Genomic DNA, 14,468 nt, shown 5'->3' with positions numbered 1-14,468 from the left:
TCAATACTATACTTAAGTAATTACATTTTCTTCTATCCTGATCAGGAATTACCTATGAAATCATCTGCCGAATTTTCTAATAAAATCTTCGCACATAAAAATCTATGTGCAAAATGTAAATTATGAATGCAATGAGCCCTTACAATCTCTACTCCAAAAAATGCATCTCTTTTAGCAATGCTGTTACTGTTTTCAGAATGTTACCGGTTCTCATTTTAATGCTGGTAATTCAAAGTATTGCTTTTGCAGGTAAAACAAAATCAAATGCAGCGAGCACTGAATTTTTATCATTGAATCATTCCTTTACTGCAGATTCAGTTGTTGTCAATGGAACAGTTACGGCAGAAGATGGAAATAATCCATTGCCCGATGTTACAGTAACATTGAAAGGTACAAGGAGAGCTACAAGCACTAATGCCGACGGAAATTTTTCGATTAAAGTTCCTGCGAAAAGTGCAGTTTTAGTGTTTAGTTCCGTTGGATATGAACTGCAGGAAATCCGTGTTTCAAACACTGTTGTTCTGAATGTAAAAATGAAGGAATCTGTCAACGAGTTGTCAGAAGTTGTGGTTTCAGTTGATCTTGGTTATGGTAATGTACAAAAGCGAAAAGATTTAACGGGTTCAATTGGTACGGTAAGTGTAAAGGAAATTCAAAAAGCACCTGTGCGTTCATTCGAAGAAGCTTTAGGTGGTCGAATCGCAGGTGTACAGGTACAGGCACGTGATGGACAGCCGGGAGATAATTTCAACATCGTAATAAGAGGAGCCAGCTCTATTAATAACTCAAATGCACCGTTATACATTATTGATGGTTTGGCAGTAGAAGATCCTAACAACAATAATCTTAATCCTAACGAAATAGAATCAATTACTGTTCTGAAAGATGCATCTTCTACTGCAATATATGGATCCAGAGCTGCCAATGGTGTTGTAATTATTAATACGAAACAGGGGAGTGGTAAAAAGGCTGTATTTTCTTACAGGAGTTTTTTTGGTGTCAGCCGCACAAACAAAAAATTCGATTTGATGAATGCAGAGGAATTCATCAATCTTCAGTTTGAAATAGATTCTGTTTTTACCAACGAAAAATATTTCAACAAGAACAGTATAACCGGTTTGCCAGTAGATCCGGCAAGACCTGTTTATTCAGCAAAAGATTACGCACGTGCCAAATCGTTAGATTTTCAGGATTTGATTTTTCAGGATGCTCCTTTTCATAATCATTTCTTTTCTGTAGATGGAGGTGATGGTAAATCAACAAAGTATCTTGTTTCCGGAGGTTATACAAATCAAAAAGGTCTGTTGGTAAACTCAGGCTTTACCAGGTACCAGGGCAGACTTAACCTGGATCAGCGGCTTACAAATAAAATGAAAATCACTGCTAATATTAATTATTCACACACGAAGTCTTATGGCACTTTCCCGAGAAACCAGGAGTCGATGAGTTCTCTGGCGAATGATCCCCGTAATAATTTACTGTACAGAGCGTGGATATACAGACCCACCACTATCAATTTTGACAGCAGTGGCCTGGACGAAGCATTGTTTGATGATGAACCCGGCGCAGGTAGTAATCCGCAATTGGTGATCAACCCACTTATTTCATTGAAAAATCAATATAACGCACGATTTACGAATACCTTTTTTTCAAGTATTGTTTTCAATTATGATATCACAAAACAAATTAAATATCGTTTGAATGCAGGTGTTTCAATTGCTAACGGCAGAAATGAACAATTTGATAATGAATTTACCAATTCAGGCAGGTCAACTACATTAGGACCCAATGGATCCCTTGCCAACACGCAAACGAACAATTTTACACTTGATAATATTCTTACCTACACAAAATCATTACGTAAAAAATCATCATTCAGTGTTACCGCATTGGCATCGCAACAATGGAGGCGCACGCACAACACATCTATTACTGCAAACCAGGTTGTGAATTCAGGCTTGGGAATCCGTGGGCTTACCTCCGGCGTTATTCAGCCTGTTTTTCAACAAGGCTACTCCGATGCTAATTTATTGGGATTTGGAACGACAGCAGATTATAAACTATTTGGCAGATATATTTTAAAGGGAAGCTTCAGAGCTGATGGCTCATCCAAATTCGCAGAAGGAAAGAAGTGGGGCTATTTTCCATCGGGAGGAATTGCATGGAGAGTTGATGAGGAAAAATTCATGCAAGGCGTGAATTTTATTAAGGATTTAAAAGCAAGGGTGAACTACGGATTAACGGGCAACAACCGGATTTCAGATTTTCCTTATTTGTCACCTATCGGCTTCAGCAATGTATCGGGAGTGGTAGTCAACAACCAATACTTAAACGGCTATTATATACAGCGTTTGGGTAATAAAGATTTGAAATGGGAAACGACATCACAATTTGATGCCGGCCTGGAATTTTCAACATTTAAAGGACGTTTGGGAATAGAACTGGATTACTATAAAAAGAAAACCCGTGATTTACTTTTAAATGCTTCTTTCCCGATCAGCAGTGGTTATACCAGCGGACTCATCAATGTTGGTAAGATTCAAAATACCGGATTTGAAATCACTCTTAACACAGAAGTTTTAAATAAGAAAAATTTTAGCTGGAACAATAGTTTTAATATTTCCTTTAATAATAACAAATTGTTGGAGTTGGCGGACGGTGCACAGAATTTGATTAATGCTGCAGAAACTAAATATACATTTCCGAACTACATCACACAGGTTGGACAATCTATCGGACAGTTTTATGGATTCACTTATGTTGGTGTTTATCAATATGCAGACTTTGATAAATTACCCAACGGAGTATATGCTTTAAAAGATGATGTAAAAGCTCCCAATGGCGGATTGCTTGGTGCTACAAGAACTACAGTTATGCCTGGTGATCCTAAGTATAAAGACATTAACAATGATGGTGTAATTGATGATAACGATCAGGGTATCATTGGCAGGGCACTTCCAAAGTTCTATGGTGGGTTTAATAATAATATCCGGTATAAGAATATCAGTTTAACCTTATTCTTCAATTTTTCATACGGTAACCAGGCAATGAACATGAATCGCTTTTATCTTGAAAGCGGGTCAACAATTTCGCAGAATCAGTTTGCCAGTTATAATGATCGGTGGACTCCCACAAATCCCAGCAACTATGCACCACGGGTAAGAGCTAATTCAATTAATGTAAGTAGCTCAAGAATTATTGAAGATGCGTCTTTCATCCGGTTGAAAACAGCACAGATTTCCTATACCATTTCCGCAAAGGCGGCAAAGAAATTAGGAATGAAATCTGTTTCGGTGAATGCATCAGGACAAAACCTGTTCATCCTTACAAAGTATACAGGAACCGATCCTGAAATAAATACATTGGGTACAGGACTGTTTCCTGCTTATGATTTTTCTGCGTATCCATACGCTACTACCGTAACATTTGGTATAAACATTACTTTTTAATCTACTGTCATGAAGAATATTCACATACTCATTTTGCTTGTCTCATTGACAAACGTATCATGTAAGAAGTTACTGGAAACCGAGCCTGGCTTTCCAACTTCATCCAATTTCTTTCGAAACAAACAGGAAATTGATCTCGCTATTAATGGTATCTATGACCCCCTGTTTAGTGGATATCCTTTTTACCAGGAGGGTTTAAATGAAAGGGCAAGACATGCTTATTTAGGTACCGATGAATCCACATCAAACCAAAGGGTAAGCAACAATGATTATCCTACGCACTACAATTCAACAAGTGCTTCTTCCTATGTGAGAGGTTGGTGGGGTATATTTTTTGGTGGTATAGAAAGGGCTAATATCTTTCTCGAAAATATTGACAACAGTACAACACTTTCTAAAGACGAAAAGGATGCCTATATAGGAGAGGCTAAATTTTTAAGAGCGCATTATTTATTTCTTGCTACTCAATGGTTCGGTGATATTCCTTTAAGAAAAAGCTCCACAAAGTCTTTGGCTGATGCGCAGATTGCTTTTACAAAGTCAAAAGAAGTGTATGATTATGTAATTGCAGAAATGACGGAAGCAGAAAATCTTTTATCCTCAAGAACTGCTTCGAAAGTTTCCTATAATGAAAGGGTTACGCAAACCGTAGTGCAAGGTATACTTGCAAGAGTGTGTTTATTTGCTGCCGGTGCGCCTGTTAATGATACAAAGAGGTATGCGGAGGCATCAGCCTGGGCACAGAAGGTAATTGCTTCCGGCTTACATAAACTTACTCCGGATTATCAGCAGGTTTTCATCAATCATTCTTCCAATGTTTATGATAATGTAAACAGGGAAACGATGTGGCAGATATCGGCCATCACTGGTTTAACTGATGCGACATTGCGTGAACAATGGGTACCAAGGGTTGGCATTACTGCCACCAGTGGGCTATTGGCAACTGTTTCAGGATGGGAACGAACCAATCCCAGGGCATACTATACTTATGCATCAGGTGATTTACGGAGAGACTGGAATATTGCCCCATTTTGGTACGGTAATTCTTCAGCAACTACTCCCAATCCAATGACCTATTTTGCAGCAGCCGATTCCAAATGGAACAGAGAGCCCGGCAAATGGAGAAGGTATTATGAACCCATTACAACCACTGCAGGACTCGTATCCTCCCAATGTTTTCCTTTGTTGAGGTATGCAGATGTATTGCTGATGTTTGCAGAAGCTGAGGGTATTGCTAATGGACCTTCTTCAATTGGTACCATTGCAGGAATTAGTCCGGTAGATGCTATCAATTTAGTGAGAAGAAGAGGGTATGGAGAAACAAAAAATTCAAGAGGAATCGCTTCTGTAACTGTTTTAACCGGAGGGTCTGGTTACAGAGCAGGCACTACACCTCCCATTACATTTGTTGGGGGAACGAGAAACTTACGCACACAAACCATTGCCGGCAGGCCATACCTGAATGAAGATCCAAGAGCTACAGGTGTTGTAACAGGGGGGGCAGTAACTAAAGTAAACTTAGTTACAACGGGTGATTGCTACCAAACTTTGCCGACCGTTGTGGTGGGCACAGCATGGACTGCCAGCACAGCTTATACATTAAATACCCAAGTTGTAAATGGTGGCCGCTTATATACTGTAACAACGGCAGGCACTTCCGGAGCTACCGGTCCAACACATACTTCCGGTGCTGTTGCAAATGGTACAGCCACTTTAACGTATGCCGGAGTTGCTGCAACAGCAGTTGCAGAATTTCCGCCTTCTGCAGATTTAAGTACGAGCGATTATAATAGTGCTGAAAAGTTTATCAAATTAATCAGAGATGAGCGCTTAAGAGAATTAGCTTTTGAAAATTTGAGAAGGCAGGATTTAAAGCGTTGGGGTATTTTAATAGAAACCGTTAGAAAGATAGGTGTTGAAGTCGGGTCAGGTAGTGATGAACTCAACCCTGATGGAACAAAGCTTTACGGACCTTACACAATTCCAAGAAACGCTGCACCATTCAATGCTGCTTCTAATATTTTTTCTACGGGTCCCAATAATATTTCTGAAAAGGATATCTTTTTGCCAATCCCTCTTTCAGAAATTCTCTATAACAAGTTGTCAACTCAAAATCCAGGGTTTTAAAATTTAATATAATTATGAAACAGTTCATTTTTTATCTATGTATTGTTGGGGTAATTAGTTTTTCCTCATGCCTGAAGGATGCTGTAAAAAAACCAGAAGTTGATATTGCGATCAATAAATCAACATTCAATGTTGGAGACACAGCTAAATTTATCATTAGCGGTCTTCCCTACAATCTTGTTTTTTATTCCGGAGAACCGGGCAATGATTATTACAGTAAAGATATTTACACTGCCTCAGGAGGTGTTTCTTCTATGATATTTACAACTGCCTTAGCAACAGCCGCAGGGAGCAGTACTGCTACTAATTTGAAAATTTTAGTATCAAATAATTTTTCAGGAAACTATAATCAAACTGAAATAGCAGCAGCAAATTGGGTTGATGTTAGCAGTCAGGTAACAGTTCCCGGAACTGATACAGTTGAGTTGAATCCATACAAAGTTGAAGGCAAGCCTATTTATGTAGCTTTCAGATTTCAAACAGAGGATGAAACTAAGAGTCAAAGACAGCTAACAGTAAGTAATTTTAGTGTTAAAACTGTTTTTCCGAATCAGAGTTATACCAATGCAAATAATGTCTATTTCGCAGGGTTTGCTTCTTTTGATTTTGCAGGTGATGCAGCTAATTTTTGGAACATCCCTGTTACTTCTAATACTAATAACAGTTTTACTCATCCTTTGGTAGCTGCCAATAGTGCAAAGGATGATGATTGGGCTATTTCAAAAGGTTTCAATACAAATTCAGTTATGCCAAGTACCGGAATTGCTATAAAAGCACTCAGCTCTAATCTGGTTACAAATTACAGCTATGTGTTTACGAAAGCAGGAACATATAAAGTGGTTTTTGTAGCAAGCAACAATAATCAAACTGATTCTAAAGAAGTAGTGAAAGAATTTAATGTTACCGTAAATTAATACCTGCTTAGTTCATTGCTTATTCATTATACCCAATGTTTAATAATTATACTAATTATTAAAATGATTTTTATTAATTCATATTTATGCTGAAGTTTTTTTGTTGCTCATTATTTTTTATTACAGTGTTTTGTAATTCTGTATTTGCCCAAACAACGGTAAGGCCAATGATTTGGGTGAAGCCTGATGATAAGCAGGCTATCCTGCATAATATTGAAAAACATAAATGGAAAAAAGACTATTATCAAGCTTTTGTAAACAGGGTTCAGGCTGATGTTGCTGCTTATTACGAAAATCCAAAGCAGTATTTAAGCGGGTTGCCTTTTGACCTGAGTGCTCAAAAGCCCGGACAAATACCCCCATTTTTCTATATTAATAATCCTGATAAAGAAGCAGCTTACAGAAGAAATAAATTGCAGCATTATTTAAAAAATGCCATTGATTGCAGTATTATTTACTTTTTAACGAATGATGAAAAGTATGTGAAATACAGTACTTCTGTGTTTTATACGTTCTTAAAATCAATGTTGCAGTTGAAAGCTTCTGAAACTCCGTTTAACGGAGGCCTCATTTACCAGGACGATCATCTGCGTGAATCAAGAGAAGTTGGCGCACAAATGCCGGTTCTGTACGATTTTATTTATCCTTATATCTCAAAGGGAGGTAAGGGGTATAATTTTGTAACAGATACGTATGAAACAGTTTCTGTTACAGAAGCTGAAACAATATTTCGTACGTACGTGAATCTGGCATTGGGAAGAGGGATTGTAGATTGTAACTGGCCTGTATTAGAAAGTTCAAGTTTGGTGTGTAATACGCTTGCCTTGAATAGTGAATCAGAAAGAAATTACTTCTTGCAATATTATCTTACCAGAGACACTACTCATCAGGACGCATTAGCAAAAGTTGCAGCGGTGTATAAGAAAGAAATCAATTGGCCTGAAAGTTTAAACTATTCATCAGGTGTTGCAAAACTTAGTACTTACTTGATGACTCTTCTGACAAAATTAGATTCAAGTCTGCATCTTGGCCGTAAGTATCCTGAAATTCTGAGTGCAGTTACTCTTCCGTACTATCTCACATATCCTAACAATACACAACAAATACTTTTTGGAGATGGGGGCCGCAGCTATCGACATCCAATTGTTAATTATGAGCTGGCATATTTTCTGGGTAAGTTGGAGAATTCCTCTTCAATCCAAAATGAATTTGGCAGTTTGTTGAATACAGCTTTACAGGAACCGGCTTATAATAGATCACAGCTGAATCCAAGATCTTATATACCTGAACCTTATTTTGAAGAGCCCCTTAAGTTGCTATGGTATTGCCCTGAAATTGTTGGAGAAGTAAAAACGTATCCTAAACCTGTTACAGTTGAACTGCCTTTTGCCGGAATTCTTTTACAAAGGAATTTAAGTTCATCAGCAAATCCTAAGCATGGGCTGATGACATTTGTAGGTGGTGGCGCTTTTATTCATGGACATGCAAGCGGCATGAATATGGAACTGTATGGACAAGGACATGTATTAGGTACGAAAGCAGGGAAAGGTTCTTACACAACTGAAATTCATGAAAATTATTACAGACTTTTTGCAAGTCATAATACTATAGTTGTGAATGGCTACTCTCGTGGAGAAGGCGGATGGGTGAACCTGGCCATTAATACGGTTAATAAAGTAGCCATGGAGCCTCTTGCTTATAAAAAACCGGTATCCGGTAATTATTCATTTACTATATCAGGCTTTATAGATGATAAGGGTGATAGTGCAGAAGCAAAACAGGAAAGAACAGTGGGCATCATTCGTACCTCAACGGCTACGGGCTATTATGTAGATATTTTCAGATCTGAATCAAAACTGCCAAATCAATATCATGATTATATCTATCATAATATTGGTGACTCGTTAATTTTTAATACAAGCGATCAGGATTTTGTTTTACAATCCGATGAAGACAGATATAAATTCAAAGGACCAGAAAAATGGGGAAGAGAACGAAAGTTTATGAATCCGGGCTGGCATTATTTTAATACTGTGGAAACCTCAAATAAGTATGAGAAAGATCTTGAAGTTTTATTTGAAGCGAATGCGCTGGGGAAGCAGCCGGTTAAAATGAAACTTTTTGTTACGGCTGATAAAAACAGAGAGTACACAAAAGCATTAGCACCACCAAGTGTTGAATCTGTAAAAGCTTACAGTGACAAACAAACACCCACACTTGTCATAAGAAAGAAAGGAGAAGCATGGAGAAACCCATTTGTAGTAGTATATGAGTCATTTGCCGGAACAAGTAATGAGGGGCAGATAAAATCAGTAGAAAGTATTTTACAGAACGGCATCTTCAAAGGAGTAATTGTAAACAGCATCGTTAACGGAAAGGCCATTAAGCAAATGATTATTTCACAGGATAATGATGACTCAATATTTGAAGACAAAGCCTTACAAATAAAATTCAAAGGTAGATATGCCGTATTAACTTTAAATGCCAAATCGCAACTGGCCGAATTGTATATAGGAAACGGCACTCAGTTCTCATATCAAAAATGGTCGGTTACTGCAGCTGATGCCAAGGCGGTTTCATTGAGTTTAACTATATCCGGTAAGAACGGCAATTCAAACGCTAATGGTAAATTCAAAATTTCATATCCTGAAGGGTTTAAATTAACTGAAACAATTATTAATAATGATTAATTAAAGTATATGAACAAAGTTTTTTTGATAATAGTAATTTGCCTTGGACTAAGTGCCTGCAAGGTTTCACAAAAAACACTGGCAATCGATCGAAATGCTACAGAAGATGCCATGCTGAAAGCCTTAAAATGGCAAGAGGCAAATCCGATTATGGCAAAGTCGCCTACTGATTGGACAAATGGGGTGTATTACACAGGGGTTTCAAAAGCACACCAATCAACAAATGACAGAACCTACGCAGATGCTTTAAAAAGCATGGCTATTAAAAATGACTGGAAGCCATGGGAGCGATTTTATCATGCAGATGATATCATTATCAGTTACAGCTATCTCTACTTAAATTCAATAGGCGAACCCGGTGTAAAATTAGAACCAACGGTTAATATTATAAAGGACCATTTATATAAACCGCACGAATGGAAAAATGCGCAGAAAGAAGGAAATGAACCTGAGGAAAAAAATATTTTATGGTGGTGGTGCGATGCATTGTTTATGGCTCCTCCGGTAATTGTTTCTTATGCGCAGCAAACAAACGATATTACTCTTCTGAAAGAAATGGATAAGTATTATGCCGAAACCTATAAACTTTTGTATGATAAAGAAGAGCATTTGTTTGCAAGGGATACCCGGTTTTTATGGAGAGGTAATGCGAATGATAAAAAAGAAGGCAATGGTAAAAAAGTATTCTGGGCAAGAGGTAATGGATGGGTGTTAGGAGGATTGGCTTTGTTATTAAATGACTTGCCGAAGAATTATTCGAACAGACCCTTTTATGAAAATTTATTTAAAGAAATGTCACAGAAAATCAAAAGCATTCAGCATGAAGATGGATTATGGAGAACAAGTTTATTGTATCCTGAATCATATAATCACGGTGAAGTAAGTGGAAGTGGCCTTTACACTTTTGCTTTAGCATGGGGTATTAATAATGGACTTTTAAGCAAGGCAGAATATCAGCCTGCTGTTTTAAAAGCGTGGAATGCAATGTTAGCTTGCCAACAGGGAAGCGGAAAGGTTGGATGGGTTCAGAATATTGGTGCTGATCCCGGGCCGGCAACGGCCGACAGCTGGCAGAATTATGGAACAGGTGCGTTTTTATTGGCAGGCAGTGAAGTATTAAAGTTATAACCAGTGAATACATTCATTTGAATAATCATGTAGATTTCCATTCACGAATATGATGGGTGAAATATTAAAAAATTACGATGGTGAAGCCAATTATGAAATCGCTTTTGTTGATCGTTTACATTGTCTTTTTGCCATTGTTACTTTTGGCTCAAAGCAATAAACCCAATATCATTTTCATTTTAACAGATGATCAACGCTGGGATGCATTGGGTGTTATGGGTAATACCATTCTGAAAACACCCAACCTGGATAATCTTGCTAATAATGGCATTCTTTTCCGAAATGCATATGTTACCACTTCTATTTGCTGTGTAAGCAGAGCAAGTATTTTAACGGGAGCGTATCAAAACAAACATAAGATAAATGATTTTGTGACTGATATGTCGAAAGATGTTTTAACAGCTACCTATCCTTATCTGTTAAAGCAAAACGGCTATCAGGTTGGTTTTATCGGCAAGTATGGAATTGGTACTGCTCCACCAAAAGAACAATATGATTTCTGGGTTAATACCGAAGATGGCGGCAAAATGCAGCCGGATTATATTCAAACGTTTGAGAATGGAAGAAGGCTGCATGACACTGATACACTTAGTAATGCTATTCAAACCTTTCTTGATGGTTACTCAGGTAAGCAACCGTTTTGTCTTTCGGTAAGTTTCAAAGCGCCGCATGAGCAAGATGGAAATCCTCCAAAATACTTTGTACAGCCGGGCTATGAGCAGTTGTACAAAGATGTAACAATCCCCTATCCTGTAACAGCGAAAGAAACGTATTGGAATCAGTTCCCGGATTTTTTCAGAACCGATTCAAATTTTGCAAGAGTTCGCTGGAAGGGTCTTTTGGGAACGCCGGAGTTGTATCAGGAAAATGTTAAGAATTATTACCGCTTAATTACAGGTGTAGACGATGCAATCGGCAGAATGGTTCACAAGTTGAAAGAGAAAGGTCTTGATAAAAATACAGTCATCATTTTTATGGGTGATAATGGAATGATGCTGGGCGAAAAAAATATTGAAGGGAAATGGTTTGGCTATGAAGAATCAATCAGAGTGCCACTAATTATCTATGATCCAAGAACTCCTGATAAGATCAAAAATCTGAAGGCTCAACAGGTTGCTTTGAATATTGATATTGCTCCAACAATTCTGTCGTTGGCCGAAATAAAAGTGCCGGACTTTATGCAAGGTGTAAATCTGATAGATGTTGTTCAGGGAAATATTCCTGAAAGAGAACATTTTTTCTACCAGCATTATTTTCTTGGCAGCCCCCGCATCCCAATGGTTGAAGGTGTAGTAACCAAGGATTTTAAGTATATGAATTTCATTGAGCATAACTACGAGGAGCTTTTTGATACCAGATCAGATCCACATGAAATTGATAACCTTTCTCAAAATACTTCTTACAGTAATCAGCTCAGGAAAATGCGTAAATTATTCAGAGAGATGAAGAAGAGGTATGGTGTAGATATTAATCATAATGCACCAAATAACGAAAGATTCTGATAGCGTAACGTAAACATTTGAATTATTCAGGCAACCATCAATAACTAACATGAGAAAATATATTTTAGTATTCACTGTTTTGTTTTTTTATGCTTCTTTATTACAGGCAAAAATAAAACTACCTGCTATAATTGCTGATGGTATGGTATTGCAACAAAGTTCAAAAGTTAAGATATGGGGCGAGACAGACAAAGCAAACAATGTAACCATTGTTTCATCGTGGAATAAAAAAAAGTACACTGTTTTACCTTCTAATGATGGTAAATGGATGATGGAGATAGAAACTCCACAGGCAGGTGGTCCATATACTTTAACACTGTCCGATGGAGAATCTATCGTTCTTAAAAACATACTGATAGGTGAGGTGTGGTTTTGTTCCGGACAGTCGAATATGGAGATGCCGATGAACGGATACTCTGGCCAACCAATAAACGGTTATGTAGATGCTTTATTAGATGCAAAGCCTTCAGATAATATCAGGTATTTTAAAGTAGAAAAAGCATATAACAACAAAAAAGAAAATGATTGCAAAGGAAAATGGCTTGAAACTTCACCCACTACTCTTGGTAATTGCAGCGCCGCTGCTTACTACTTTGCAAAAAGATTACAGAAAAATCTGAACGTTCCTGTTGCTGTTATTATATCTAGTTGGGGTGGCACCAGAATTGAAGCCTGGATGGATAGTGAAGTACTGGAGAATCAATTTCCACAGGTATCATTAGCGGTATTAAAAAAAGATATCGCAGAAGTTAAAAATCCGATATCAGATCCTTCTTTGATTTATAATGCAATGATCAACCCTTTAATAAGCTATGGCATTAAAGGTTTTTTATGGTACCAGGGAGAATCCAACAGATTTGATCCAAAATTATATAAAGCGTTATTTCCTGCTATGGTAAAATCGTGGCGGGAAAAATGGAAATCGGGAGATCTGCCTTTCTATTATGTACAAATCGCTCCATATAATTACAATCATCCTGATAGCCTCCAGGCTGCTGAATTAAGACAATCGCAATTTGCAAGTCTTCAACAAATTCCCAATAGCGGTATGGTGGTTACGGCAGATGTTGGAATGGCTACTAAAATTCACCCACCGCAAAAAGATGTAGTTGGATTTCGTTTAGCCTTATTAGCCTTAGCTAAAACGTATAAGCAAGCAGGAATACCTTTTAGCGGGCCAATGTATAAATCAGCTAAGACAGAGAAAGGAAAAGTTGTTTTGGATTTTGATTTTGCAGAACGTGGTTTGCACACAACAAATAATTCAATTACAGGGTTTGAATTGGCTGGAGCAGATAATAAATTTTACCCTGCAAAAGCATCTCTATTAGAAAATGCCACGAAAATTCAACTAGAGTGCTCAGAGATACAAAGTGCAGTATATGTTCGATATGCTTATCGTAATTATGCTCCCGTAGACATTTTTAATAATTGGAATTTGCCTTTATCGCCTTTTTTTGCAGAAATGAAGTAAAATCATAATTATATTTAGAATGCATTTTCTTAGTGGCAGAAATTGGAATGATTGTAATCACTGAAGTGAATAACTGACGTTGAATAAAGAGTTTGCCAAAAAAGCATCGCATGCATAAATTTAAAATTATTGAAGATAGAGAGTTAACAAGAATTCAGCAGGTTGCTGAATCGATTCGACGTGATATAGAAAAAGGGTTATTGCAACGAAATGAACAGTTGCCATCTATTAACGAATTCAGTTCAGAATACAAAGTTGCCAGAGATACAATAGAAAAAGCATACGGGCTCTTGAAAAAGCAGGGATATATTAATTCATTTGCAGGGAAAGGCTATTTTGTTGTAGGCAAAAAGGATAAGAAGTTAAAAGTGCTTTTAGTTTTTAATAAGCTCAGTACATATAAAAAAATGGTGTACGACAGTTTTATTGAAACATTGGGAAAGCATGCTAATGTCGATTTACAGATTCATCATTATGATCCTCATTTGTTAAAAGAGATAATCGAAAATGCACTTGGGAAATACCATTATTATGTAATCATGCCACATTTTTATCTTACTGCAAAGACGGAAGAATATCTTAAGATATTCGAAATGATTCCGGAGCAGGAGCTTGTTATTCTAGATAAGCAGATAAAAGGATTGAAGAAGAATTGTATTGAAGTGTACCAGGATTTTCAAAATGATATTTATTCAGCCTTGGCAGATGCTAAAGATTTATTATTAAAATATGATCGTATTGCTGTTGTTCTGAAAAAGGAAGGTCATCATCCCAGAGAAATTATAAAAGGAGTAAGGCAGTTTTGCTTGGAATTCAACAAAGAGTTGGAAGTACTTTCAAGTGCAGAAACGATTGCACTGAACAAAGGAACAGTGTATATTGAAACAACCGAATCAGACCTGGCATTGCTTATTAAGAAAGCCCGCCAATCAAAGATGATACCTGGTAAAAGTATTGGCATTATTTCATTCAATGAAACAGTGTTAAAAGAATTGCTGGATGTTACTGTTATAACAACTGATTTCGAAGCCATGGGAAGAACAGCTGCAAAGTGTATTCTCGACAATAATTGCAGGAAAATCCGTAATCCTTTTTATATGATTAGAAGGAAAACACTTTAGGTGAGTCGGGACATGTTCTCGAATTAACCTATCTGTGTAAATCTGATCAGTCCTGGTATATGT

At 37.3% G+C, this 14,468-nt stretch carries 8 protein-coding genes; all 8 read left to right on the top strand.

Annotated features, from left to right (window positions below; all coding sequences use genetic code 11):
* The first annotated feature begins 122 nt into the window (after positions 1 to 122).
* The 8 genes from H4075_RS15430 (at position 123) to H4075_RS15395 (ending at position 14,405) form a co-directional block, all read left to right on the top strand.
* Complete coding sequence (locus H4075_RS15430) at positions 123 to 3,449, top strand: SusC/RagA family TonB-linked outer membrane protein (protein WP_182801729.1); 3,327 nt, start codon at positions 123 to 125, stop codon at positions 3,447 to 3,449.
* A 9-nt stretch (positions 3,450 to 3,458) separates the two neighbouring features.
* The gene (locus tag H4075_RS15425) at positions 3,459 to 5,576 is read left to right on the top strand and encodes a RagB/SusD family nutrient uptake outer membrane protein (protein ID WP_182801728.1); all 2,118 of its coding nucleotides are present in this window, start codon (positions 3,459 to 3,461) and stop codon (positions 5,574 to 5,576) included.
* A gap of 14 nt (positions 5,577 to 5,590) precedes the next feature.
* Positions 5,591 to 6,490 carry a DUF5017 domain-containing protein gene (locus H4075_RS15420; RefSeq protein WP_182801727.1) on the top strand — a complete coding sequence of 300 codons (900 nt, stop codon included), beginning with the start codon at positions 5,591 to 5,593 and terminating at the stop codon, positions 6,488 to 6,490.
* 167 nt (positions 6,491 to 6,657) lie between these two features.
* Positions 6,658 to 9,180, top strand: coding sequence for a heparinase II/III domain-containing protein (locus H4075_RS15415; RefSeq protein WP_182801726.1), 2,523 nt, complete (start codon positions 6,658 to 6,660; stop codon positions 9,178 to 9,180).
* A 9-nt stretch (positions 9,181 to 9,189) separates the two neighbouring features.
* Positions 9,190 to 10,308 (top strand): glycoside hydrolase family 88/105 protein, encoded by a 1,119-nt coding sequence (locus H4075_RS15410; RefSeq protein WP_182801725.1) that lies wholly within the window; start codon positions 9,190 to 9,192, stop codon positions 10,306 to 10,308.
* 77 nt (positions 10,309 to 10,385) lie between these two features.
* The gene (locus H4075_RS15405; protein WP_182801724.1) at positions 10,386 to 11,810 is read left to right on the top strand and encodes a sulfatase family protein; all 1,425 of its coding nucleotides are present in this window, start codon (positions 10,386 to 10,388) and stop codon (positions 11,808 to 11,810) included.
* Between the two features lie 49 nt (positions 11,811 to 11,859).
* On the top strand, positions 11,860 to 13,284 hold the full coding sequence (locus H4075_RS15400) for a sialate O-acetylesterase (RefSeq protein WP_182801723.1): 1,425 nt from the start codon (positions 11,860 to 11,862) through the stop codon (positions 13,282 to 13,284).
* A 110-nt stretch (positions 13,285 to 13,394) separates the two neighbouring features.
* A complete protein-coding gene (locus H4075_RS15395; RefSeq protein ID WP_182801722.1) occupies positions 13,395 to 14,405 on the top strand; it encodes a GntR family transcriptional regulator in 1,011 nt (336 codons plus the stop codon).
* Positions 14,406 to 14,468 lie beyond the last annotated feature (63 nt).

It is taken from the genome of Lacibacter sediminis (assembly GCF_014168535.1).
In the GTDB taxonomy this organism is placed as follows: domain Bacteria; phylum Bacteroidota; class Bacteroidia; order Chitinophagales; family Chitinophagaceae; genus Lacibacter; species Lacibacter sediminis.
The sequence above is the reverse complement of the archived record's forward strand: the minus strand, read 5'-3'. Positions and strand labels throughout refer to the sequence as shown.